A 25457-nucleotide genomic window follows, 5' to 3' on the forward strand; every position below is an offset into this window, starting at 1 on the left:
ATGACATGGAGTCCTTTTTCCCGCAAACATAATCAAAAAATCGCCGAATTCGGCTCTTTCCAGGAGTCGCTTTGATGATAATAAAAAAGCGCAGTGGTGGCCGGGACACGATATTCCTGGCAGCTATGTCTGTATGTCTGCTCTGGATGGACACAGCAAACGCCTGGCAACAGGAATATATCGTTGATGACCAGCAAAGTAATACGACTGAACGTTATACATGGGATAACGATCACCAACCTAATTACAATGACATCCTCGCTGAGCGGATCAGCTCGGCGCAAAATGTACCCGGTCTGGCGGTAAATTTGCCGGACAGCACGCCGCTGGATGCGACCAGCTCAATGAGTCTTGGCTGGAATATTGCCCTGCGCGAAAATGTCACTACCGGGCCTGTTGCCGCGTGGCATTATGATGGCTCTTCCTCTTCCATCTATAACGAGTTCGGCGACAGCGTGGTGAATCAGGGGCTCGACCCGTTGTGGCATGCCAGCGTCAGTTCACTCGGCTGGCGCGTGGACTCGCGCTTTGGCGATCTGCGTCCCTGGGCGCAAATTAGCTATAACCAGCAGTTTGGCGACAACCTGTGGAAATCGCAGTCTGGTCTTAATCGTATGAGCGCGTTTGATCAGGAGGGCAACTGGCTGGATGTCACCGTGGGGGCGGATATGCTGCTGAATCAGCATCTGGCGGCCTATGCAGCGCTTTCTCAGGCGGAAAACACCAATGTAGGCGCGAATTATTTGTATACGATGGGGGTGAGCGCGCGGTTCTGACGCGGCGACTTTGGCTAAACCTGCCGGGCGGCACTGCGTTTGCCCGGCCTAAAAAAACGCCTCCGCCTTATCCCCGGAATAAACGTTCGTCCAAAACCTCCCCTCCGGCACCGCCCCCGGAATAGCCTTTTGCCCAACGCGTAGGCCCGGTAAGCGCAGCGCCACCGGGCATGTATGGCTGCGATGCCGGATCCTGGCCTGCCCAACATCACCAACCTTTCACCCCGCATAACCTGCATGCAATGCCATTCATTCTGCATTCCATGCAGTTCATTCCGTCCCTGCGGCACTTCATGCCGTTTTCCCCCAGGTATTGAAAGGATTTCGTTATCGTTGATGGCAGTGAAATCCTTCAATTTTGATGACCTGGACGCTTGCCATGAACACATCAACCTACAATCGTACCCGCTGGCTAACGCTATTCGGCACTATTATTACCCAGTTTGCGCTGGGATCGGTCTACACCTGGAGCCTGTTTAACGGCGCGCTCTCCAGCAAGCTGGATGAGCCGGTAAGCCAGGTCGCATTTTCGTTTGGCCTGTTAAGTCTTGGTCTGGCACTCTCATCATCGGTTGCCGGTAAGCTTCAGGAGCGTTTTGGCGTGAAACGCGTCACCATGGCCTCCGGGATCATGCTCGGCGTCGGTTTCTTCCTGACCGCGCATTCCAGCAACCTGCTGATGCTGTGGATCAGCGCGGGTCTGCTGGTGGGTCTGGCGGATGGTGCTGGCTACCTGCTGACGCTCTCCAACTGCGTGAAATGGTTCCCGGAGCGTAAAGGGGTGATCTCCGCGCTGGCCATTGGCTCCTATGGTCTGGGTAGCCTTGGCTTCAAATTTATCGACAGCCATCTTCTTGAAACGGTCGGGCTCGAAAAAACCTTCATGATTTGGGGTGCCATCGTACTGGTAATGATTGTCGCCGGTTCTACCCTGATGAAAGATGCGCCTCAGCAGAGTGTGAAAGCCGTTAATGGCGCGGTAGAGAATGACTTCACCCTCGCGCAATCCATGCGTAAACCGCAATACTGGATGCTGGCCGTAATGTTCCTTACCGCCTGCATGAGCGGCCTGTATGTCATTGGTGTAGCGAAAGATATCGCGCAGGGCATGGTACGTCTGGACGCCGCCACTGCGGCTAATGCCGTAACGGTAATTTCTATCGCCAACCTGAGCGGTCGTTTAGTGCTGGGTATTCTGTCCGATAAAATCGCCCGCATTCGCGTGATCACGATAGGTCAGGTGATTTCCCTGGTTGGTATGGCCGCGCTGCTGTTTGCGCCGTTGAATGAAGCGACGTTCTTCGCTGCCATTGCCTGCGTAGCCTTTAACTTCGGCGGTACTATCACCGTTTTCCCGTCGCTGGTCAGCGAATTCTTCGGCCTGAACAACCTGGCGAAAAACTATGGGGTGATTTACTTAGGCTTCGGGATCGGCAGTATCTGCGGGTCGATTATTGCCTCGCTGTTCGGCGGCTTTTATGTCACCTTCTGCGTCATCTTTGCCCTGCTGATCCTGTCGCTGGCGCTTTCAACGACGATTCGTCAGCCGCAGCGCGAAATGTACCATGAAGCCCATGCCACATATTGATGGTATTAATAGAATCACTTACTTAGCCTGCTAACCTATCTTCCTGATCTGACCAACAATTTTTGTAAATAATTGGTCAGATCACATTTCTCCTGGACACTTTTCCATTTCCCTGTGGTCTACTTAGCCGCGCTTAGCCATGTCTAATAACAGAGATTCGCGCTTTGTTTAGCCTGCACGCGGGTGCCGGCTGATTTATAAGTCCCTTTTCCCAGGGTTGTTTGCATGAAATATATTAAAGTGATGTCTCAGCAAACGCTGAGCCTCCTGCTGGCCATCTATATCGGCCTGTTTATGAATTGCGCGGTTTTTGTCCGTCGGTTTGACAGTTACGCGCAGAATTTTACCATCTGGAAAGGATTCGCTGCGGTTGTTGAGCTGGCTGCTACTGTGCTGGTGACCTTCTTCCTGCTACGTATCCTGTCACTACTCGGTCGCCGCGTCTGGCGCATTCTCGTCACGCTGCTGGTGCTCTGCTCGGCCGGGGCCAGCTACTATATGACCTTCCTTAATGTCGTCATTGGTTACGGCATTATTGCTTCGGTGATGACTACCGACATCGATCTCTCGAAAGAAGTCGTGGGGCTACATTTCCTGCTATGGATGTTCTTTGTGAGCATCGTGCCGTTAATTTTCATCTGGAGTAATCGCAGCCCCTACACGCTGATGCGCCAGCTACGCACGCCGGGCCAGCGCATAGGCAGTGTCGCGGCGGTTGTCGTCGCCGGATTGCTGGTCTGGGGACCTATTCGCCTGCTGGATATTCAGCAGAAGAAAGTTGAGCACCAGACGGGGATTGATTTACCCAGCTACGGTGGCGTAGTGGCAAACTCTTATCTGCCATCAAACTGGCTCTCCGCGCTGGGGCTGTATGCCTGGGCGCAGGTGGATGAATCTTCGGATAATAAATCGCTGATGAACCCGGCGAAGAAATTCACCTGGGAAGCGCCGAAAGATCTGGATGATACTTACGTGGTATTCATCATTGGTGAAACGACCCGCTGGGATCATATGGGTCTTTTTGGCTATGAGCGTAATACCACTCCGCGATTATCTCAGGAGAAAAATCTGGCAGCGTTTCGCGGTTACTCGTGTGATACCGCCACCAAACTCTCCCTGCGCTGCATGTTTGTGCGAGAAGGTGGTGCAGACACTAACCCACAGCGGACGCTGAAAGAGCAGAACGTTTTTGCGGTACTCAAGCAGTTAGGCTTCAGTTCCGACCTCTATGCGATGCAGAGTGAAATGTGGTTCTACAGCAACACGATGGCGGACAATATTTCCTATCGTGAGCAAATCGGTGCCGAGCCGCGTAATCGCGGTAAACCGGTAGATGACATGCTGCTGGTCGATGAGATGCAGCGCTCGTTGCAGGACAATACCGAAGGTAAACACCTGATTATTCTGCATACCAAAGGTTCGCACTTTAACTATACCCAGCGCTACCCGCGCAGCTTCGCGCAGTGGACGCCGGAGTGTATGGGCGTTGACGGCGGCTGTACCAAAGCGCAGATGATCAATTCCTTTGATAACTCGGTCAGCTATGTGGATTACTTTATCAGCAAAGTGATCGACCAGGTCCGGGATAAGAAGGCGATTGTTTTCTATGCTGCCGATCACGGCGAGTCGATCAATGAGAAAGAGCATTTGCACGGCACCCCGCGCAATATGGCTCCGCCAGAGCAGTTCCGCGTGCCGATGATGGTCTGGATGTCCGATAAGTATCTGGAGAACCCGGATCATGCGCAGGCAATGGCGAAGATGAAGGCCCAGGCGCAGATGAAAGTGCCGCGTCATCATATCGAATTGTTCGACACCATCATGGGCTGCCTGGGGTATACCTCGCCGGATGGCGGGATTAATGAGAACAATAACTGGTGCCGTTTACCCGCAACAGCTAAGAAATAAGCGGTCCGGCGAGTTTCTCGCCGATCGGCTGGCTTTTTTTAGCTAAGGGATTGACGGACATCTGGCCGCGCAGTAAGATGCGCCCCGCATTCGGTGATTGGCGCAGCCTGGTAGCGCACTTCGTTCGGGACGAAGGGGTCGGAGGTTCGAATCCTCTATCACCGACCAAATTTGAAAAGCCTGCTCTTGAGCAGGCTTTTTTGCATCTGAAGCGGATGAAGGCCTTTGGAGCAGGAGGTTCGACTCGGGCAAACTCTGTGATCAGCGGTAACATATTATTCTGTCTGGAGTGCTAAACCTGCTGTTAACAATCTTGCTGCAATTAATCCTCATGGTTATCACAATTCTCCCGCCACTCCCACTGCCGCCTCTCGATTTTGTGACATAATCCATTGTATTTTTTTATATATGTATCAACCTTTTTTCGCGTTACTTATGGATAATGCCAGCATTTTCCGCTGTGCGTTTTAACGTTCGCGGTATTAATCGCTCATATATTCACCATTTTGCAAGAAATTTTTCTTAATATGTTTGAAATTTAACATCTGCGTTACAGGAAATAACCAGCATAATCCTCTGCATCAGAGGCCTTAGCATAATTTTCCCTGCTGGAAATGGTGGCTTGAACTTTTTTTAATCTTTGTTTGTTAATTCTCATCCCTGATGTAAATCCCGGTTACCTGTATTGACGTTTTGACATTCTGTTGACAGATTGTAGGCCATGAGGGGCATTTCACGGACGATCTGTACTGCTACTCAGTCAATCGATTGCACGGATTCTCCCACCCTCATTGCTACTGACCAGACCGGTGAAATTATAAATAAAGGCTGGCGGTATGGCCCCGTTGCCGGGGTAAACACAACACCCATCACATTGGAGCAGAAGAATGAGTATTTCCTTGAAGAAGTCAGGGATGCTGAAGCTTGGTTTGAGCCTGGTGGCTATGACTGTCGCAGCAAGCGTTCAGGCGAAAACGCTGGTGTATTGCTCAGAAGGTTCTCCTGAGGGCTTTAACCCGCAGCTTTTCACCTCTGGTACCACCTACGATGCCAGCTCTGTACCGATTTATAACCGTCTGGTGGAATTCAAAATCGGCACTACTGAAGTGATCCCAGGTCTGGCTGAGAAATGGGAAGTCAGCGAAGACGGTAAAACCTATACCTTCCATCTGCGCAAAGGCGTGAAGTGGCAGGACAACAAAGATTTCAAACCAACGCGTGAGTTCAATGCTGATGACGTTGTATTCTCGTTTGATCGTCAGAAAAACGAAAGCAACCCGTACCACAAAATCTCCGGCGGCAGCTATGAATACTTCGAAGGCATGGGCCTGCCGGAGCTGATTAGCGAAATCAAAAAAGTCGATGATAATACGGTTCAGTTTGTGCTTACCCGTCCGGAAGCGCCGTTCCTGGCGGATCTGGCGATGGACTTCGCGTCTATTCTGTCTAAAGAGTACGCGGACAACATGCTGAAAGCCGGTACGCCGGATAAAGTTGACCTGAACCCGATTGGTACTGGTCCGTTCCAGCTCCAGCAGTATCAGAAAGACTCGCGCATTCTGTATAAAGCCTTCCCGGGCTTCTGGGGCACCAAGCCGCAGATCGACCGTCTGGTCTTCTCCATCACGCCTGACGCCTCCGTGCGTTACGCTAAGCTGCAGAAAAATGAATGCCAGGTGATGCCGTATCCGAACCCGGCTGACATCGCGCGTATGAAGCAGGATAAAAACATCAACCTGATGGAGCAGGCGGGCCTGAACGTTGGCTATCTCTCCTACAACGTTGAGAAAAAACCGCTGGATAACGTGAAAGTGCGTCAGGCGCTGAACTATGCGGTTAACAAAGAAGCGATCATCAAAGCGGTTTACCAGGGCGCAGGCGTGGCGGCGAAAAACCTGATCCCGCCGACCATGTGGAGCTATAACGACGACGTTAAGGATTACACCTACGATCCGGAGAAAGCCAAAGCGCTGCTGAAAGAAGCGGGTATGGAAAAAGGCTTTAGCATCGATCTGTGGGCAATGCCGGTACAGCGTCCATACAACCCGAACGCTCGCCGTATGGCAGAGATGATTCAGGCTGACTGGGCGAAAGTCGGCGTGCAGGCGAAGATCGTCACTTATGAGTGGGGCGAGTACCTGAAACGTGCGAAGTCTGGCGAGCATCAGACCGTGATGATGGGCTGGACCGGCGACAACGGGGATCCGGATAACTTCTTCGCCACGCTGTTCAGCTGCGATGCGGCGAAGCAGGGGTCGAACTACTCTAAATGGTGCTACAAGCCGTTTGAAGACCTGATCCAACCGGCGCGCGCGACCGAAGATCACAACAAGCGTATCGAGCTTTACAAACAGGCTCAGGTGGTGATGAACGAGCAGGCTCCGGCGCTGATCGTTGCTCACTCCACCGTGTATGAGCCGGTGCGTAAAGAAGTTAAAGGCTATGTTGTTGATCCGCTGGGTAAACACCACTTCGAGAACGTGTCTGTCGAATAATTAAAATGTCAAAGGGGCGGCGCTGCGTTTGCACGGACCTACGAAGGTAGGCCGGGTAAGCGTAGCGCCACCCGGCAGCAGTGCTTTATTCCCGTAAAGGGGAATGAGATTTGTGAGCAATACAGACGTCTGATCTCCAGGTGAGACGTCATTACAGAGAATCCGGGTTATGTTGCAGTTCATCCTCCGACGTCTGGGACTTGTGATCCCGACGTTTATCGGTATTACCCTTCTCACCTTTGCCTTTGTCCATATGATCCCCGGCGATCCGGTGATGATCATGGCAGGTGAGCGTGGTATTTCCCCTGAGCGCCATGCGCAGCTGCTGGCTGAACTCGGCCTCAATAAGCCGCTGTGGCAGCAGTATCTCAACTATATTTGGGGCGTGATGCACGGTGATTTGGGCATCTCGCTGAAAAGCCGTCTCACGGTGTGGGAAGAGTTCGTGCCGCGCTTTAAAGCGACGCTGGAACTCGGCGTCTGCGCAATGATTTTCGCTGTCGCCGTCGGTATTCCCGTGGGCGTGCTGGCCGCCGTTAAGCGTGGCTCTATTTTCGACCATACCGCTGTCGGCCTGGCGCTGACGGGCTACTCCATGCCGATTTTCTGGTGGGGCATGATGCTGATCATGCTGGTTTCGGTACAGCTTAACCTGACGCCGGTTTCCGGACGGGTCAGCGATATGGTGTTCCTCGACGACTCTAACCCGCTAACCGGCTTTATGCTGATCGACACGGCCATCTGGGGCGAAGAGGGCAACTTCATTGATGCGCTGGCGCACATGATCCTGCCCGCGATGGTGCTCGGCACCATTCCGCTGGCGGTGATCGTGCGTATGACGCGCTCCGCCATGCTGGAAGTGCTGGGCGAGGACTATATCCGTACCGCGCGCGCCAAAGGCTTAACGCGGATGCGCGTCATCATCGTTCACGCCCTGCGTAACGCCATGCTGCCGGTGGTGACGGTCATTGGTTTGCAGGTGGGGACAATGCTGGCAGGGGCGATCCTGACAGAGACTATCTTCTCCTGGCCGGGCCTGGGACGCTGGCTGATCGATGCTCTGCAACGCCGCGACTATCCGGTGGTGCAGGGCGGTGTACTGCTGGTGGCGACGATGATTATTCTCGTCAACCTGCTGGTCGATTTGCTGTACGGCGTGGTGAACCCGCGTATTCGTCATAAGAAGTAAGGGGCCGTCATGTCACAAGTTACTGAAAATAAAGTTATCGCTGCACCTGTACCGATGACGCCGCTCCAGGAGTTCTGGCACTACTTCAAGCGCAATAAAGGCGCGGTTGTCGGCCTGGCTTACGTGGTGATCGTGGTACTGATTGCCATTTTCGCCAACTTTGTTGCGCCGCATAATCCGGCGGATCAGTTCCGCGAAGCGCTGTTAGCCCCGCCGGTATGGCAGGATGGCGGAAGCTGGACGCATATCCTCGGCACCGATGATGTGGGCCGCGATACGCTCTCGCGCCTGATGTACGGCGCGCGCCTGTCGCTGCTGGTCGGCTGTCTGGTGGTGGTGCTGTCGCTGATCATGGGCGTGGTGCTGGGTCTGGTGGCGGGCTACTTCGGCGGCCTTATCGACAACATCATCATGCGTATCGTCGATATCATGCTGGCGCTGCCGAGTCTGCTGCTAGCGCTGGTGCTGGTGGCCATCTTCGGGCCGTCGATTGTCAACGCCTCGCTGGCGCTGACCTTCGTGGCGCTGCCACACTACGTTCGTCTGACGCGTGCCGCTGTCCTGGTTGAGGTGAACCGCGATTACGTCACCGCCTCGCGCGTGGCGGGCGCAGGCGCGCTGCGCCAGATGTTCGTCAACATTCTTCCTAACTGTCTTGCGCCGCTGATCGTTCAGGCGTCGCTCGGCTTCTCTAACGCCATTCTCGATATGGCCGCCCTTGGCTTCCTTGGCATGGGTGCGCAACCGCCGACACCGGAGTGGGGCACCATGCTCTCCGACGTGTTGCAGTTCGCACAAAGTGCCTGGTGGGTCGTGACCTTCCCCGGTCTGGCGATCCTGCTGACGGTGCTGGCATTTAACCTGATGGGTGACGGTCTGCGTGACGCGCTCGATCCCAAACTGAAGCAGTAAGAGGTTCGAGATGGCGTTATTAAATGTAGATAAATTATCGGTGCACTTCGGTGACGAAGATGCGCCATTCCGCGCCGTGGATCGCGTTAGTTATAGCGTGAATCAGGGTGAAGTGGTCGGCATCGTTGGTGAATCTGGCTCCGGTAAATCGGTCAGTTCGCTGGCGATCATGGGACTGATTGATTATCCCGGCCGGGTGATGGCGGAAAATCTGGAATTCAACGGCCAGGATCTGAAGCGTATTTCTGAGAAAGCGCGCCGCAGCCTGGTCGGTTCTGAAGTGGCGATGATTTTCCAGGATCCGATGACCAGCCTCAACCCGTGCTACACCGTCGGTTTTCAGATTATGGAAGCGATTAAGGTGCATCAGGGGGGGAATAAGAAAACCCGGCGTCAACGGGCTATCGATCTGCTGAACCTGGTGGGCATTCCCGACCCGGCCTCGCGCCTTGACGTTTATCCGCACCAGCTTTCCGGCGGGATGAGCCAGCGCGTAATGATCGCGATGGCGATCGCCTGTCGGCCAAAACTGCTGATTGCGGACGAGCCGACAACGGCGCTGGACGTCACCATTCAGGCGCAGATTATTGAACTGCTGCTGGAGCTTCAGCAGAAAGAGAACATGGCGCTGATCCTGATTACGCACGATCTGGCGCTGGTCGCGGAAGCCGCGCATAAAATTATCGTGATGTACGCAGGCCAGGTGGTAGAGACCGGCGCAGCAACGGAGATTTTCCGCGCGCCGCGCCATCCGTATACCCAGGCCCTGCTGCGCGCGCTGCCGGAGTTCGCTCAGGATAAAGCGCGTCTGGCGTCGCTGCCGGGCGTGGTGCCGGGAAAATACGATCGTCCCAACGGCTGCCTGCTGAACCCGCGCTGCCCGTATGCGACCGATCGCTGCCGCGCAGAAGAACCCGCGCTGAATACCGTCGATAACGGTCGTCAGTCTAAATGTCACTACCCACTCGATGATGCCGGGAGGCCCACACTATGAGTACGCAAGAGGCCACCCTGCAACAGCCGCTGTTGCAGGCTATCGACCTGAAAAAACACTATCCGGTGAAGAAGGGGCTCTTTGCGCCGGAACGCCTGGTGAAAGCGCTGGATGGCGTGTCATTTAACCTGGAGCGCGGTAAAACGCTGGCGGTGGTCGGGGAATCCGGCTGCGGGAAGTCCACGCTTGGCCGTCTGCTGACGATGATTGAAACGCCGACCGGCGGCGAACTCTATTTTCAGGGCCAGGATTTGCTCAAGCACGATCCGCAGGCGCAAAAGCTGCGTCGGCAGAAAATCCAGATTGTCTTCCAGAACCCTTATGGTTCGCTAAATCCGCGTAAAAAAGTCGGGCAGATCCTGGAAGAACCGCTGCTGATTAACAGTGAACTGAGCAAAGCCGAACGCCGTGAAAAAGCGCTGGCGATGATGGCGAAAGTGGGGCTGAAAACCGAGCATTACGATCGCTATCCGCATATGTTCTCCGGCGGTCAGCGTCAGCGTATTGCTATCGCCCGCGGTCTGATGCTCGACCCGGACGTGGTGATTGCCGATGAACCGGTCTCCGCGCTGGACGTCTCGGTGCGCGCGCAGGTGTTGAACCTGATGATGGATTTGCAGCAGGATTTAGGGCTCTCCTACGTCTTTATCTCGCACGATCTGTCGGTGGTCGAACACATTGCGGATGAGGTGATGGTGATGTATCTGGGCCGCTGCGTGGAGAAGGGAACCAAAGATCAGATTTTCTCTAATCCGCTGCATCCGTACACCCAGGCGCTGCTCTCCGCCACGCCTCGCCTGAACCCGGACGATCGCCGCGAGCGCATCAAGCTGACCGGCGAGCTGCCAAGCCCGCTGAATCCGCCGCCGGGCTGTGCCTTTAACGCCCGCTGTCGCCGCCGCTTCGGCCCCTGCACCCAGTTACAACCGCAGCTTAAAGAGTACGGCGGTCAGCTGGTGGCCTGCTTTGCCGTCGATCAGGATGTGAACGGCGAGAAACCAGGGGTGTAATGTTAATCAGAGACCAGCGCAATGCTGGTCTCTGATTGCTGACAAACGTTATACCGTGGAATGATGCCTGGCGGCGCTACGCTTGCACAGGCCTACGGGTTACGAATAACCTATTGTATTGATGCTTTTGTAGACCGAATAAGCGCAGCTCCACCCGGCAAGACAACCACCCCAACTCAAAGCTGTGCCACTTTGCCCGGCGGCGCTTCGCTTGCACGGGCCTACGGTATTGCGCCTGGTCGTTAATATTATCTTCAGGTAATTGATAACAAAGAATTTGTAGGCCGGGTAAGCGTAGCGGCACCCGGCAAAGCGGGCATTCCGGCTTAATCAGATTACGCCCAGTGCCGATAACGCTTTTTGCTTAGCCAGCCATTATTCATAGCTGACTAAGCAAATTCTCATGACTGCGCTTATAAAAATACGCATTATCTATTAGATATAACGCCCGTTTTTATGGGAGAAATTTGCCAGCGCTACGGCTAATATGTAATGGTGCACTTCATTAACGTACTGATATCTAAAAAATGATTGCACTTATTAATTATATTATCAGTAAGACTTTTAGCGTGCGAAGTATTCCTAAAGCAGCAAAGTAATCTATGCTGTAGATGAATGGATGCGTCATAAGAGAAGCGGGAAACAATTAATGTTTTTAAGTCATGGTGTTAGCGATGAACCATTATGATGATTTGCAGCGGTTTAAGGATAAAACCCGCTCGCAATTAGAGAATTATAAAGACTTGTCTGCGCAGTCATCTGCCGAGGAGCGGGGGGACTGGGCGCTCATTAACCAGTTGTCGCCGACCCGGCAAGAACCCGGACTGGCGATGGGCGGACACGTCTCGTCACCGGTGCCGAAAACCGTGGCGGCACATATTTTTAGTACGCCGCAGTCCTCATCGGTTCAGGCTGCGACACCTGAACGGTCTGTACCTCAGCCTCATAATCTGCCGCCGCTAATGCAAAGCATGGCTCTACAGCCAGCCTCGCCCGCTCAGCCGGAAGCTACGGTGGCGCCTGCGCCGCTGCAGGTCAATGCCCCGGCACCGTCGGTTTCCATTGCGAAAACTTTCACCAGCCCGCCGCCTTCAGCGCCGCCTTTTTCCAGCCCGTTATCGTCCGTCGATCGCTCGCAGCCGGTCGCCCGGCCTGACGTGCCCGTGGCCCATCCGCACCCTGAGCCGCCAATGGCACCACCCGTTGTCCGATCGCGCGTGGTCCCGCCATCGCCTGAGTCGGTGAATTATTCCCGTCTGTTTGCGCCGAAAACCGCCGAGCCACCTGCTACGGACGAGAAAACCAATGAAGAGAAGGCGTTGCCTCTCAAATCACTGTTAGAAAGGATTGCTTCATGCCGTTGATCTGTGTGTGTTCACCCAAAGGGGGCGTAGGGAAAACAACCCTTGCGGCGAACCTGACCTATGCGCTGGCGCGCTCGGGTAGCAAGGTACTGGCCATTGATTTTGATATGCAGAACGCATTGCGCCTGCATTTTGGCGTTCCGCTATCTGACGATCGTGGCTACGTGGCGAAGTCCGCAGAATCTTACGACTGGGGCCAGGATGTGCTGACCGCCGGAGGCAATATTTTTGTGCTCCCCTATGGCGATGTGACCGAAGAGCAGCGGCTGACCTTTGAAAAAAATCTGGCCAGCGACGAACATTTTCTGGCGCGCGGTCTGGGCACGCTGCTGAATTATCCGGGACTGGTGATTGTCGCCGACTTTCCTCCCGGCCCGTCAGCGGCGCTAAAAGCCATTACGCCTTTCGCCGACCTGCATCTGGTCACCCTGCTGGCCGATACGGCTTCGATGTCTCTGCTGCCGCATATTGAAAATCAGCGCTTAACCGGCAACGAGCTGAACCATAATCACGGCCATTTTTTCGTTATTAACCAAAGCGATACCCGCCGCCAGATTAGCCGTGACGTCACTGCTTTCCTGGAAGAGCGTCTGGGCGATCGGCTGCTGGGGATTATTCATCGCGATGAAAGCGTCTGCGAAGCCAACGCCTCGCAAAAGTCGATTTTTGACTTCAGCCCTTCCTCAGCGGCGGCATTTGATATCGAAATCATTGCCAGAAAAATCGTTGCCAAATTAGGGATCAACGTTGGTGATGGCACGGTACATAACGTGTCGCGCAAATCCGGGCTTTAATTTATTCAGGACGACATATGAAAAAGTTCCTGTTTTATATGCTGGTGCTGGCGTTAGCGCCGGTTGCCTTGTTGGTGATCGTGACGCCAATGGACAGCCAGAAGCAGTATATTTTTGGATTGCTCAGTATTGGCATTCTGTTTTTAATGGGATTCAGTAAGCGCCGCAGTATTTCGGTGATTATGGTGGTGATGTCGTTACTGATGTCCACCCGCTATATGTATTTTCGCCTGACGCAAACCCTGCATTTTAATTCCGAGATTGAAGCCATTCTCGGGATGGGGTTATTTTTGGCGGAAGTTTATATCTGGGTCATGCTGCTGCTGAATTATCTGCAAACCGTCTGGCCGTTAAAACGCGAAATTGTTCCTTTGCCGGACGATATGTCGCTATGGCCGACGGTGGATGTTTATATACCGACCTATAACGAGCCGCTGGAAGTGGTGCGTGACACGGTGCTGGCGGCGCAATGTATTGATTATCCGAGAGATAAAATAAAAATCTATCTTCTCGATGACGGCAGTCGTCGGGAATTTGCCGTTTTCGCCCAGGACGTGGGCGTCGGGTATATCACCCGTACCGAGCATAACCACGCCAAAGCGGGCAACCTGAACCACGCGATGAAAATCACCCAGGGCGAGCTGATTTGCGTATTTGACTGCGACCACGTGGCGACGCGAATTTTCCTTCAGGCCACCGTTGGCGGCTTCCTGAAAGATCCGATGCTGGCGCTGGTACAAACCCCACACTACTTTTATTCGCCGGACCCGTTTGAACGTAACCTGTCGGTCGGGCGTAATATCCCCAACGAAGGGATGCTGTTTTACGGCCCGATCCAGCAGGGGAACGATAACTGGAACGCGACGTTTTTCTGCGGCTCCTGTGCGGTGATCCGCCGCAGTGCGCTGGAAGAGATTGGCGGTTTTGCCGTTGAGACGGTCACCGAAGACGCGCATACCGCGTTGAAAATGCAGCGTCGCGGCTGGAAATCGGCGTTTGTCGATATTCCGCTGGCGGCGGGGCTGGCCACGGAGCGTCTGGTACTCCACGTCATCCAGCGTACCCGCTGGGCGCGCGGTATGACGCAGATTTTCCGTCTTGATAACCCGCTGTTCGGGCGCGGGCTGACCTTCCAGCAGCGACTGTGCTACCTGAGCGCCATGCTCTACTATCAGTTTGCCATTCCGCGCGTGGTGTTTGTCACCGCGCCGCTGGCCTACCTGCTGTTTAACCTGAATATTATCCACTCTTCCGCCAGCCTGATCCTCGGCTATGCGCTACCGCACCTGTTCCTTGCGATTTATGTCGGATCGCGGATGAATGGCCGCTATCGCTACAGTTTCTGGGGCGAAATCTACGATATCGTGCTGGCATTTCACCTGATCCTGCCGACGCTGGTGACGATGATTTTCCCGAAACGCGGCAAATTCAACGTGACCGATAAAGGCGGATTGCTGGACGTCGGCTACTTCGATTTCAGCGTGGTCAGACCGCATCTGGTGGTTGCTTTCCTGCTGGCGGTCGCGGTGATTGCCGGGATCGTACGTGCGTTTGCCCATGACTTCTTTACCGCCGATCCCAGCGTTATCGCGCTGAATATCGGCTGGGGCGTTTACAGCCTTATCTTCCTGCTGGCCGCCATTGCCGTTGCCCGTGAGACGCGGCAGACGCGTAAAACCATTCGTATCGAGGTGACCATTCCGGTGCTGATCCACTATGCCAGCGGCTTCGTGACCCGCAGCCAGACGGCGGATCTTTCCATGGGCGGCTGCCGTATTTCCATTGTTGACGACCGTCATACCCACGATGAAATCGAAGAAATCGAACTCATTCTTGAGTCCGGGGCGATCGCCATTCCGGCGAAGCTGGTGGCGGTCGATAATCATTTTATCCGCGTGATGTTTGATGAAGATATTCCGCTCTCCCGTCGCCGTGAACTGGTCCGCGTCGTGCTTTCTCGTGCCGATGCTTGGATCAACCCGCCGCGCCAGCAGGATAATCCCTTCCGCTCGTTTGTGACGATCCTGCGCTGCGTATTTGAACTGTTCTGGCTGACATGGAAATCGCGCCGCAGCCGTCAGCGTCATCGGGCTACCGCTGCGGCGGTGGCGAAGGAGGATAGTCGCGTATGAAGCGATTGACGACGCTGGCACTGATTATAGGGACATTGTTTGTGCCCGTGCTCCACGGAGAGGAGACGGCGACGGACCAGCAGGCCACGCCGCCGCTGAATTTCCCTTTACCCGGCTCGGATGTGGCCCCTGCGACAGCGGCACCTGTGAATAATAATGCCGCAACAAGCGAAACCACCGCGCCTGCAGCAGAAGACCCGTCCACGACGCAGGAGGCTACCACGCCCGCCATGCTGACGCCGGAGCCGACGCCTGACGCCGCTGATGCCGATGCGCCGCCAGCCATGCCGCCCATTACGTCCACCGCCTCCGGTTTTATGCCTCCGGCAGACAGCAGCCTGACCTTTGCGCAAATGGGCAGCCTGCAGGGTATTGCGCTTACCGGCGGACAACTCCAGGGCGGGATCGATTTTACCCTGCCAGGTGACCGGGTGATCACCAGCGCACAGCTCGCGCTGGACGTCGAGGTTTCCCCGGAAATGGCGGCCCGCAATGCGACGCTGCAACTTCAGCTCAACGGTCAGCCGCTGGGCAACGTGCCGCTGGGCGCGGCGGAAAACAACGTCTCGCATTTTGAACTGGATATCCCGGCGGCGCTGATGGTTTCCAGTAATAATCTGAGCTTCAGGATCAACGACGGCGATGCCCAGCAGTGCCTGCGCGATATCAGCGATAAATACCGGGTGGTGATCCTGCCCACTTCAAGCTTTCAGCTTGAAGGACAGCAACTGGATATTGGTGCCGACCTCAGCCATTTTCCGAAGCCGTTTTTTGACAGCCAGCAGATGACGCCAGTTAACCTGGCCTTTGGCTTCCCGGAGAAACTGACCCCGGATGCGGTCAGTGCGGCGGCACTGATTTCATCGTGGATGGGGATGCAGGCCGACTATCGCGGCATTTCGTTTACCGCGCTGAGCAATCGCCTGCCTGAACAGCACGGCATTATCGTCGGCCATCCCGGTGAGCAAATCGGCGGACTGACGCTGCCGCAAACTAACGGGCCGCTGCTGAAAATCATCAATAACCCGGTCAATCCGGTTTATAAACTGTTGCTGGTGGTGGGTAAGGATGATGCGGCGCTGCGGGCGGCGGCCTGGCGGCTGGCGAAAGGCAATTTCCCTGGCCAGACGGCGAGTGCTGAAGTTGACGCGCAGGCGATCCCGACCAGTAAGCCGTATGATGCTCCGCGCTGGATCCCGACTTCCCGCCCGGTCAAACTGTCGGAGCTGATCCGCAAAGATCAAAGCACGACGGTTTCCGGCGTCTGGCACGCGCCGCTGCAGGTGGCATTCCGCGCTGCGCCGGATCTCTATTTGTGGGACGGTGAAACTATCCCGCTGCATATCGGCTATCGCTTCCCTTCCGAAACCTGGATTGATGAAGAGAAATCACGCCTGAGCGTCACGCTGAACAATACCTTCCTGAGTAACCTGCCGATGAACAAGCAGGGGTTCCTTGAGATGCTGTGGCGTAAAGCGGGCGGCGATGCGCGTCAGGAGAAGGTGACCATCCCGCTTGAGCCGTATCTGATTTACGGCGACAACCAGCTTTCTCTCTACTTTAACGTGGTGCCGAAGGAAACCGCGCCCTGTAGCGTACTGCTGAATAACAACATCAAAAGCCGTCTCAACGAGGATTCGTGGATCGACCTGAGCCATACGCAGCACTTTTCCATGCTGCCGAACCTCTCCTATTTTGTCGGTGCATCCTTCCCGTTTACCCGTCTGGCGGACTATTCACAGACGGTGATGCTGCTGCCGGAAACGCCGTCTGAGACCCAGGTGGCAACGCTGCTGAATCTCGCCGCGCGTTCCGGTAATGCGACCGGAATGGCGCTGGCCAATAACCGCGTAGTAATGGGGATCCCCGGCGGCGGTACCAGTCTTGAGTATCTGCGCCAGCGCGATGTGCTGGCGGTAGGCGGCCTCGATCAGAAAGCGTTTATTCAGGGGCTGCTGTCGCAATCGCCGTACATTGCAGGCGACAGTACGCTGGGCGTTCGGCCACCGACTCCCTGGCAGAAGGTACAGCGCTGGCTGCTTGGCGACTGGTCTACAGATAATATCGACGCAGACCGTTATTTCTCCTCAAACGAGGCGTGGCGCGGGTTTGTTAGCTATCGTTCGCCGTGGAATCCCGAACGAGTGGTGGTCGCGGCCGTGGGCAGTAATGACGATCAGCTTGCCAGGCTGCCCAACGACCTCAGTTCATCGCGGATTAATGCAGGGATCCGCGGCGATACCTCGATTATCACCGACGAAAACGGCGTTCGCAGTTTCCGGGTCAGTACCCAGTTCCCGAGCGGACAGATGCCGGGCTATATGATGGCTATCTGGTATGCGAACCAGTATTCAGCGCTGCTGGCGATTGTGGGACTTATTGCCGCGTCTATCCTGGGGGTGGCATTAACCGCCATGTTCAGACGGCATGCCCGTAAACGTCTCTATTCAGGGAGCGACCACAATGATGAAACATGATCCGGGACGCCATTTATCCACCCTGTGCCTGACCGGCGTGCTGGCACTGGGAACGATGGGTGACGCGCTGGCCGCCGCGAATGACGCGGCGCTCAATGCGCTCTTTGAACAGGCTAAATACTGGCACGAGAAATCGCACGACGAACTGGCGATGGAATCGCTCAGGAAAGTGCTGCTGGTGGATGCCAATAATCCGCAGGCGCTGTATTTAATGGCGCTGTGGACCCAGCAGCGCGGGGATACTCAGGCTTCGGCCCAGTGGCGTGCGCGGCTGGAAAAAGCTTCGCCCAATGATGCGGGTCTTGAAGCGCTGTCTAACGCAAGGCAGCTTTCGGCCGTGCCGCAGGGCCAGCTTAATCTCGCCCGTCAGCAGGCCCGTAGCGGCAATATTCCCGCCGCGCTGGCAACGTGGAAAAGCATGTTCAGCGGTGATACGCCGCCGCAGGGCATTGCGGCAGAATATTACCTGACCATGGCAAGCGACAAAGCGCTCTATCCTCAGGCGGTCAGCGAGTTGCGCCGTTATGTGGCGCAGCGCCCGCAGGATAATGCCATCCGCGTGGCGCTGGGCAAAGCCCTGACCTGGCGGGAAGAGACGCGCCGCGAGGGAATGGAGATGCTCGAACCGTTAGCCAGCGGTAATAAAGAGGCGGATAGCGGCCTGCGTCAGTCGTTGCTGTGGCTTGGCGTAGAGCAGGGCGATCAGCGTTATTACGATAACTGGCTTCAGCGTCATCCGCAGGATACCGAGGTACAGAAGTATTTTCGTGAGCGTATCGGCGGCATTGCCAAAGGCGAAGGCTATACCGCACTGAACAGCGGTAACGTTGATGCGGCAAAGCAGGAATTTGAGCAGGTTCTGCAAACTAACCCGGCGGATGCCGACGCGCTGGCGGGCATGGGCTACATTGCCCAGCGCAGCGGGGATTATCAGGCGGCGGCGCAGTATCTTAACCGGGCCGCCAGTCAGGGTGGCGAGGCGGCGGACGAGCGTAAAAATCAGGCCGATGACGCCGAGTTTTACGGAAGGCTGGCCCAGGCGCAGCAGGCATATAAGCAGGGCAATATCAGTCAGGCGCTGGCGCTTTCCGCGCCGCTGGCCCAGCAGACCGGCGATCGCGGTACGGCAGGAAAATTATTCCGTGCTGACCTGCTGCGGCAGAACAAAGATTACGCCCAGGCCGAGCAGACGCTGCGCGCGGTGCTGAACGATCAGCCGCAGAACGCGGCGGCACGGGAAAATCTCTACTACGTCCTGCGCGATCAAAACAAAACGGCGGAAGCGCAAACGGTGCTGCGCACGCTGCCGCAAAATCTACAGAACCGCCTTCAGCCGCGGGTGGTCACTGGCGTACCGGGTGATGCTATCCGTCGTCAGGCGCAGCAGCAGGCGGCCAGTGGAAATATTCCGCAGGCAATAACCACTCTGCGTCAGGGCGTGGCGCGTAATCCTGATGATTTCTGGCTGCGTCTGGATCTGGCGCGGCTGTTGCAAAAATCCGGCGCAGAGAATGAAGCGGCTGCCGTGATGGCGCCTGCTTATCGCACTGGCGCAAACGCGAATGCGCTGTACGCAGCGGCGCTTTTTTCCAGTGAAAACGGCGCCTGGCAGCAGGCACAAACGCTGCTCTCCCGCATTCCGGCTTCCAGTCAGAATACGCAGATGCGCGATCTGCGCCAGCGGGTGAATTACAACATGCAGATGGCCATGGCGCAGAATTACCTCGCGCAGGGGAATGCCGTGGCGGCGATGAATACCCTGAAAGCGCTCTCGTCGCAGCCGCCGAAAGATCCGGCTGATGTCGGTAAACTGGCCCGGTTGCTGGCGCAGAGCGGCGATATCACCACCGCCGTCGCGCTGGTGCGTAACAATATCAGTTCTGGCGTCCACGGCGGCGCGGGCGACTATGCGGATCAGGTAACGGTCCTGAATCAGGCGGGCCTCACCAGTGAAGCGCAGGCGCTGCTGGCGAACCCGACCCTGCAAGCGGAAAGTACTCCGGCTCAGCTTGCCAGTCTGCAAAATGGCTATGTGGTCAACGACGCGGATCGCCTGCGTGAGCAGGGCAACTATGCGGCGGCTTACGACAAGCTGATCCGCGCGCTGCAACAGGATCCGCAGAATACCGATTTAATGTTCGCGATGGCACGGCTTTATCAGAGCGGCAAAATGAACAAAGAGGCGGGGGTCGTTTACGACTATCTGATCACCCGCGACACGCCTGACCAGGCGGCGCGGGCCGGAGCCATTGATGTGGCGCTGTCGGAAGGCAATAATGACCGTGCAGAACAGCTGGCGCGCGGCTTGCGTAACGATAATACGCCGGATCGTCTGATCCTGCTGTCGCGCGTGGAAGAGGCGCAGGGTAACCACCAGCGAGCACTTACTTACCTGCGTAGTGCCCGTGGCCGGGTCCTGGGCTTGCAGACCACCAATAACTCCGCGACACCCAGCGTGGGCGGCCTGCTGGCGGCGGATAACCCGTTTGTCGGCACGTCACGGCTTCAGCCGCAGGCGCGGACGGCCTCAACCTACGGGCGCACCTTGCCCTGGCAGGTGGGCGCGGTCTCTACCGGCGAACCGGAGACGGGCATGCCGGGCAGTCAGCGTACTGACCTGCCGGTCGAAACGGCGCAGAACCGCACGCTGCGGCAAATCGATTCCATGATGGAACAACTGGAAGAGAAAACCGGCACCTGGTTGCAGGGCGGTGTTGAAGTGCGCAGCCGCGATGGTGAATCCGGCACCAGCAAGCTGACCGAAGTTAAAGCGCCGCTGACCTGGTCTTCGTCACCGTTCGGCGAGTCGCGCTTTGAATTTACCGCCACGCCGATCACCCTCAATGCCGGTAGCGCCACGGGCGATGCGTGGCGGCGTTACGGATCGAACCCGCTGGCGAATGCCGTCTCTAATATCGCGGCTACCGCCGCCAGCGAGCAGCAGGCGATTGCGGCGATGACCGCAGCGCAGCAGACGGCCTATTTTGCCAGCAACCCGGGCGCTCAGTTTTTGAGTACGCTGGGCACCATTGATGCGGCTACGCTGAATCCGACCACCAGCACGGGTATTGAGAATCTGGCGCGGCTGCGTAACTACGATTCCGGTCAGGTAGCCAGCTATCTTGCGGCCTCTAACCTCAAGCCCAATGTCAATGACGCGGGAGATTCTTCAACCGATTCGCAGAAGGCTAACGGCGTAGAGTTAAGCATGGCGCTGAGCGGCGATCGGTACCGCGTTGATATCGGCAGTACGCCGCTGGGCCAGGATTTGAATACCCTGGTGGGCGGCGTCAAATGGTCGCCGAAGCTGACTAACTATCTGTCATTGATCCTGACCGGTGAGCGGCGTGCGCTGACCGACAGCCTGCTGTCCTATGTTGGCATCAAAGATTCCTACTCCGGCAGGCGCTGGGGCCAGGTAACCAAAAACGGCGGTACGCTGCAATTAAGCTACGACGATGGCGATGCAGGCTTTTACATTGGCGGTGGCGGCTATAGCTATCTCGGTGAAAACGTCGCCAGTAACACCAGCGTCAACGCCAATGCGGGCGTTTACCTGCGGCCTTTCCACGATGATTACAGCCAGCTACAGACCGGCCTGAGCATGAGCTTTATGGACTACTCGAAAAACCTGAGCCAGTTTACTTTCGGCCAGGGCGGCTATTTCAGTCCACAAAACTATGTCAGCGTTTCTCTGCCGGTTGATTTAACACAGAAATATGACAGCTGGACCCTGAAAGTCGGCGGTTCAGTAGGTTATCAGTCTTATTCTCAGGACAGCAGCGACTACTTCCCGACGCAGTCCGGCTGGCAGCAGCAGCTTGAAACGGCGGTCGCCAGCGGTTTTGCCAAAGAAGCACAGTATAAAGCCACCTCGGAAAACGGACTCGGCTACACGGTACGCGCGGGTGCTGATTACAAAGTAAACAAACAGATGAGTATTGGCGGCCAGGTTGGCTATGATACCTTCGGTGATTACAACGAAAGCACCGCCGGGCTCTGGTTCCGCTATATGTTAGGGAATGAATAATGGATAACAATAATGCGCTAAAGGCCTATTTCCAGCATCAACAAACGCCGCCGGGCTGGTTTGATCTGCTGACCATTATGGTTGACGGCATGATCCGCAACGCGGGTGAACGCGAAAGCCAGCCATTTTTACGTCAGATGGGGGAAGCCCTGGCCGATGCGTTTCCGCTTCCTGAAGCGGAGACGCTGGGCGACCTGGAACGCAATATGAATCATCTGTTGGCCACTTTTAACTGGGGCGTGGTGGCGGTGAGCGTCGACGAGCTGGGGCTGGTGGTGCGCCACCAGGCGCTGCCTATCGGCCGTGAAGAAGAACAACAGGTCCGCTGGTGTAATGCTTTTTGTGCAATACTGGAAGGACTTTACGCACGCTGGTTGCAGGGACAGGGCGGAGAGGCGCATTTGCTGTTTCAGCGGGAGCAGCTTTTTGCCGTCGACGACGTACAGTTCCGCTATTTTAATCCGTAACGATGAGTAAATTATGGTTTTGCGAACGCTATCTGCCACTGTAGTGATGACCGCGCTGCTGTTTACCTCTGTTGTCCAGGCGGGTACGGCCTGGGAGAGCTACAAAGCTCGTTTCCTGATGCCGGATGGTCGCATTGTTGATACCGGCAACGGGAATGTGTCGCATACCGAGGGGCAGGGTTATGCCATGCTGATGGCGGTCGCCAATAATGACCGGCCAGCCTTCGACAAACTGTGGCAATGGACCAACGGTCATTTAAAAAATAAAGCGACGGGGCTATTTTACTGGCGCTATAACCCGGTTGCGCCCGATCCGATTGCCGATAAAAACAACGCTTCGGACGGCGACGTGTTAATTGCCTGGGCTTTATTGAAGGCGCAGCAACGCTGGCAGGATAATAGCTACGGTGCAGCATCGGACGCCATCACTCAGGCCATCGTCAAATATACGGTGATCGACTTTGCCGGCTACCGTGTCATGCTGCCGGGCCAAAACGGCTTCAATCTCAATACCCGGGTTAACCTGAATCCGTCTTACTTTATTTTCCCCGCCTGGCAGGATTTCGCCCGCCGCAGCTATCTTAAAGTGTGGCAGGAGCTAATGCGCGACGGGCAGACGCTGATCGGTAAAATGGCATGGGGAGAGGCCCAACTGCCAACGGACTGGGTGGCGCTTTCTGCTGACGGCAATCTGAGCCCGGCGCAAGAATGGCCGCCGCGCGTCAGCTACGATGCGATCCGTATTCCGCTCTATATTCGCTGGCAAAATGCGCAAAGCCCGCTGCTTCAGCCCTGGCGGCAATGGTGGAAGCAGTTCCCGCGTCAGCAAACGCCAGCCTGGATTAACGTGGTGAACGGCGAGCGTGCGCCTTATAACATGAATGCAGGATTACTGGCCGTGCGCGATTTGACGATGGGAGAGAGTCAGTCAGAACCTCAGATCACGGCCCAGGACGATTACTACGCCGCCAGTCTCAAAATGCTGGTCTGGATGGCTGCCCAGGGCAATTAGTTGCCTGTAAAAGTGGCATTCTTCCGCATTTACTGACCGGTAAATGCGGATTCGTCGCGTTCTCTCTCTCATTGCCTTACGATCGGGTATAATCGCCCCCGGCCAGGAGACCTTTCCTGACCTGATGCTCTGGATCAGTATTAGTGGAGAGTTAATTTGCGCGTCAGCCGTTCTCTAACCATAAAACACATGGCGATGGTTTCTGTCGTTGCCATGGTTTTTCTGTTTATTTTTTGCTTTATTTTACTCTTTCACTTTGTGCAACAGAGTCGCTATGACACGGCATCTCAACTTGAAAGCATTGCCCGCTCGGTCCGCGAACCGCTTTCCTCCTCTATTCTGAAAGGTGATATTCCGGAGGCGGAGACGATCCTGCGCCGCATCCAGCCAGCCGGGATTGTCAGCCGGGCCGACGTGGTTTTACCGAATCAGTTCCAGGCGCTGCGCATGAGCTTTATCACCGAAAGACCGGTGCCGGTGACCATCACGCGTATTTTCGAACTGCCGGTCCAGATCTCATTGCCGATCTACTCGCTGGAACGGCCTGCCAATCCGCAGCCGCTGGCGTATCTGGTATTACAGGCGGACTCATGGCGCATGTACCGCTTTGTCATGAGTGCGATTTCAACGTTAGTAACTGCTTACTTGCTTCTGGTGCTGGTCATGACGGTGGCGATCACCTGGGGCAGCAGCCGCTTGCTGGTGCGTCCGCTGCGGCAGATCGCCCGCGAACTTAACGAGACATCGCCTCATGACGCGCCGGGCCATCAACTTAGCCTGCCGACGCTGCATCATGATGATGAAATCGGCATGCTGGCGCGCATCTACAACCGCAACCAACAGGCTCTGTTACGCCATTATGACGAGTTAAATAACCACTCCACCGCGTTTCCCGTGTCGGGGCTGCCAAATAAAAGTTTCCTGCTGGCGCTGCTGGAACAGAACACCGGGCGCAGCAGCGGCGCCGCGCTAATGGTAATCGCCTGTGAAACGCTACAGGATACGGCGGGCGTGTTGCAGGAAACCCAGCGTGAAATGCTGCTGTTGACGCTGGTCGAGCGGCTGAAAGCCGTGCTGTCGCCCAAAATGGTTCTGACCCAGGTCAGCGGCTATGATTTTGCGGTCATCGCGCACGGTGTAAAAGAACCCTGGCACGCGATTACGTTAGGTCAGCAAGTACTTACTTCAATTAACGAGCGGCTGCCGGTGCAGGGTATTCAGCTGCGCCCGAGCGCCAGCATTGGCATCGCCATGTTTAATCGCGACCTGTCGGCCGAACAGCTCTATCGTCGGGCGTTCTCTGCCGCCTTTACCGCCCGGCGCAAAGGCAAAAACCAGATTGAGTTTTTCGATCCAGAACAGATGGAAAAAGCGCAGCGCCGCCTGACAGAAGAGAGCGATATCCTCAATGCGCTGGATAATCAACAGTTTGCTATCTGGCTACAGCCGCAAATTGATACCCGCAGCGGAAAGGTCTGCAGTGCCGAAGTGCTATTACGCCAGCTTCAGCCTAACGGCCAGTGGGAGCTACCTTCCGATCTGATTGACACCATTGAATGCTGTGGCCTGATGGTCACGGTGGGCTACTGGGTACTGGAAGAAGCGTGTCGCCAGCTTGCCGCCTGGCGGGCAAAAGACCTGCGCCTGCCGCTGTCGGTAAATATTTCTGCCCTGCAGCTGTTACATCACGACATGGTGCCGGACCTGCTTGAACTGCTTAACCGTTATCGCATTGAACCGGGTTCGCTGATCCTCGAAGTGACCGAAAGCCGCCGCATTGACGATCCGCAGGCGGCCATTGCCATCCTGCGCCCGCTGCGTAACGCGGGCGTGAGTATTGCGCTGGACGATTTTGGAATGGGTTATGCCGGGTTGCGTCAGCTTCAGCATATGAAATCGCTGCCGGTGGACATGCTGAAAATCGACAAAATTTTTGTGGACGGCATTCCGGAAGACACCAGCATGGTGTCGGCGATAGTGCAGATGGCGCAAAGCCTTAATCTCAGCATTGTGGCGGAAGGTGTGGAAGAGCAGGCGCAGTATGAGTGGCTGAAAGCCGCCGGGGTGGATTATGTTCAGGGATTCCTGTTCGCCAGTGCGCTGACGCCGGAAGCGTTCGAGCAAACCTGGCTCAGAACGCATCATGTTAAGGAAGATGAGTAAGTTTATTGCGCTTGTGCGAGTCAGCTCTAATTTCTTGATAAAAATGTTTCAAATTTGAACCATGTTCATTTCTGGAATGTTTCTTGGGTGTTATTTTAAAACCGCAGGTGGAACCAACCCTACAATGCCTGTGGTTTTATCTTAAG

At 55.7% G+C, this 25457-nt stretch carries 16 protein-coding genes and 1 tRNA gene; all 17 read left to right on the top strand.

Annotated features, from left to right (window positions below):
* Positions 1-74 precede the first annotated feature (74 nt).
* Positions 75-776: an autotransporter domain-containing protein gene (locus P0H77_RS01270; protein ID WP_276161317.1), complete on the top strand. Its 702-nt coding sequence runs from the start codon at positions 75-77 to the stop codon at positions 774-776.
* Positions 777-1155: 379 nt separating this feature from the next.
* On the top strand, positions 1156-2364 hold the full coding sequence (locus P0H77_RS01275) for an MFS transporter (protein WP_276161318.1): 1209 nt from the start codon (positions 1156-1158) through the stop codon (positions 2362-2364).
* 225 nt (positions 2365-2589) lie between these two features.
* A complete protein-coding gene (gene eptB, locus P0H77_RS01280) occupies positions 2590-4272 on the top strand; it encodes a kdo(2)-lipid A phosphoethanolamine 7''-transferase (RefSeq protein ID WP_276161319.1) in 1683 nt (560 codons plus the stop codon).
* Positions 4273-4363: 91 nt separating this feature from the next.
* Positions 4364-4440, top strand: a tRNA-Pro gene (locus P0H77_RS01285).
* Positions 4441-5159: 719 nt separating this feature from the next.
* The gene (dppA, locus tag P0H77_RS01290; RefSeq protein ID WP_276161320.1) at positions 5160-6767 is read left to right on the top strand and encodes a dipeptide ABC transporter periplasmic-binding protein DppA; all 1608 of its coding nucleotides are present in this window, start codon (positions 5160-5162) and stop codon (positions 6765-6767) included.
* Between the two features lie 169 nt (positions 6768-6936).
* On the top strand, positions 6937-7956 hold the full coding sequence (dppB, locus tag P0H77_RS01295; RefSeq protein ID WP_276161321.1) for a dipeptide ABC transporter permease DppB: 1020 nt from the start codon (positions 6937-6939) through the stop codon (positions 7954-7956).
* 9 nt (positions 7957-7965) lie between these two features.
* A complete protein-coding gene (gene dppC, locus P0H77_RS01300; RefSeq protein WP_276161322.1) occupies positions 7966-8868 on the top strand; it encodes a dipeptide ABC transporter permease DppC in 903 nt (300 codons plus the stop codon).
* 10 nt (positions 8869-8878) lie between these two features.
* Positions 8879-9862 carry a dipeptide ABC transporter ATP-binding protein gene (dppD, locus tag P0H77_RS01305; RefSeq protein ID WP_276161323.1) on the top strand — a complete coding sequence of 328 codons (984 nt, stop codon included), beginning with the start codon at positions 8879-8881 and terminating at the stop codon, positions 9860-9862.
* Entirely contained in the window at positions 9859-10872 is a 1014-nt protein-coding gene (gene dppF, locus P0H77_RS01310; RefSeq protein WP_276161335.1) for a dipeptide ABC transporter ATP-binding subunit DppF, read from the top strand. The genes dppD and dppF overlap by 4 nt, the downstream gene beginning before the upstream one ends.
* Positions 10873-11546: 674 nt before the next feature.
* On the top strand, positions 11547-12236 hold the full coding sequence (locus P0H77_RS01315) for a cellulose biosynthesis protein BcsO (protein ID WP_276161341.1): 690 nt from the start codon (positions 11547-11549) through the stop codon (positions 12234-12236).
* Entirely contained in the window at positions 12227-13030 is an 804-nt protein-coding gene (bcsQ, locus tag P0H77_RS01320) for a cellulose biosynthesis protein BcsQ (RefSeq protein WP_276161345.1), read from the top strand. Before P0H77_RS01315 ends, bcsQ begins: the two co-directional genes overlap by 10 nt.
* 17 nt (positions 13031-13047) lie before the next feature.
* Entirely contained in the window at positions 13048-15162 is a 2115-nt protein-coding gene (gene bcsA / locus P0H77_RS01325; RefSeq protein WP_276161350.1) for a UDP-forming cellulose synthase catalytic subunit, read from the top strand.
* Positions 15159-17639: a cellulose biosynthesis cyclic di-GMP-binding regulatory protein BcsB gene (gene bcsB, locus P0H77_RS01330; RefSeq protein WP_276161354.1), complete on the top strand. Its 2481-nt coding sequence runs from the start codon at positions 15159-15161 to the stop codon at positions 17637-17639. The genes bcsA and bcsB overlap by 4 nt, the downstream gene beginning before the upstream one ends.
* On the top strand, positions 17629-21669 hold the full coding sequence (locus tag P0H77_RS01335; RefSeq protein ID WP_276165218.1) for a cellulose biosynthesis protein BcsC: 4041 nt from the start codon (positions 17629-17631) through the stop codon (positions 21667-21669). The genes bcsB and P0H77_RS01335 overlap by 11 nt, the downstream gene beginning before the upstream one ends.
* On the top strand, positions 21666-22136 hold the full coding sequence (bcsD, locus tag P0H77_RS01340; RefSeq protein WP_276165219.1) for a cellulose biosynthesis protein BcsD: 471 nt from the start codon (positions 21666-21668) through the stop codon (positions 22134-22136). Before P0H77_RS01335 ends, bcsD begins: the two co-directional genes overlap by 4 nt.
* Positions 22137-22149: 13 nt before the next feature.
* On the top strand, positions 22150-23148 hold the full coding sequence (locus P0H77_RS01345) for a glycosyl hydrolase family 8 (RefSeq protein ID WP_276161358.1): 999 nt from the start codon (positions 22150-22152) through the stop codon (positions 23146-23148).
* 156 nt (positions 23149-23304) lie between these two features.
* Positions 23305-25311: a biofilm formation regulator HmsP gene (gene hmsP, locus P0H77_RS01350; RefSeq protein ID WP_276161364.1), complete on the top strand. Its 2007-nt coding sequence runs from the start codon at positions 23305-23307 to the stop codon at positions 25309-25311.
* The last annotated feature ends 146 nt before the right edge of the window (positions 25312-25457 follow it).

This window comes from Superficieibacter sp. HKU1 (assembly GCF_029319185.1).
In the GTDB taxonomy this organism is placed as follows: domain Bacteria; phylum Pseudomonadota; class Gammaproteobacteria; order Enterobacterales; family Enterobacteriaceae; genus Superficieibacter.

What these genes read in the sequence shown, in the direction of transcription:
- P0H77_RS01270 (WP_276161317.1), top strand. Translation starts at nt 75, where the DNA reads ATGATAATAAAAAAGCGCAGTGGTGGCCGGGACACGATATTCCTGGCA.
- P0H77_RS01275 (WP_276161318.1), top strand. Translation starts at nt 1,156, where the DNA reads ATGAACACATCAACCTACAATCGTACCCGCTGGCTAACGCTATTCGGC.
- eptB (WP_276161319.1), top strand. Translation starts at nt 2,590, where the DNA reads ATGAAATATATTAAAGTGATGTCTCAGCAAACGCTGAGCCTCCTGCTG.
- dppA (WP_276161320.1), top strand. Translation starts at nt 5,160, where the DNA reads ATGAGTATTTCCTTGAAGAAGTCAGGGATGCTGAAGCTTGGTTTGAGC.
- dppB (WP_276161321.1), top strand. Translation starts at nt 6,937, where the DNA reads ATGTTGCAGTTCATCCTCCGACGTCTGGGACTTGTGATCCCGACGTTT.
- dppC (WP_276161322.1), top strand. Translation starts at nt 7,966, where the DNA reads ATGTCACAAGTTACTGAAAATAAAGTTATCGCTGCACCTGTACCGATG.
- dppD (WP_276161323.1), top strand. Translation starts at nt 8,879, where the DNA reads ATGGCGTTATTAAATGTAGATAAATTATCGGTGCACTTCGGTGACGAA.
- dppF (WP_276161335.1), top strand. Translation starts at nt 9,859, where the DNA reads ATGAGTACGCAAGAGGCCACCCTGCAACAGCCGCTGTTGCAGGCTATC.
- P0H77_RS01315 (WP_276161341.1), top strand. Translation starts at nt 11,547, where the DNA reads ATGAACCATTATGATGATTTGCAGCGGTTTAAGGATAAAACCCGCTCG.
- bcsQ (WP_276161345.1), top strand. Translation starts at nt 12,227, where the DNA reads ATGCCGTTGATCTGTGTGTGTTCACCCAAAGGGGGCGTAGGGAAAACA.
- bcsA (WP_276161350.1), top strand. Translation starts at nt 13,048, where the DNA reads ATGAAAAAGTTCCTGTTTTATATGCTGGTGCTGGCGTTAGCGCCGGTT.
- bcsB (WP_276161354.1), top strand. Translation starts at nt 15,159, where the DNA reads ATGAAGCGATTGACGACGCTGGCACTGATTATAGGGACATTGTTTGTG.
- P0H77_RS01335 (WP_276165218.1), top strand. Translation starts at nt 17,629, where the DNA reads ATGAAACATGATCCGGGACGCCATTTATCCACCCTGTGCCTGACCGGC.
- P0H77_RS01345 (WP_276161358.1), top strand. Translation starts at nt 22,150, where the DNA reads ATGGTTTTGCGAACGCTATCTGCCACTGTAGTGATGACCGCGCTGCTG.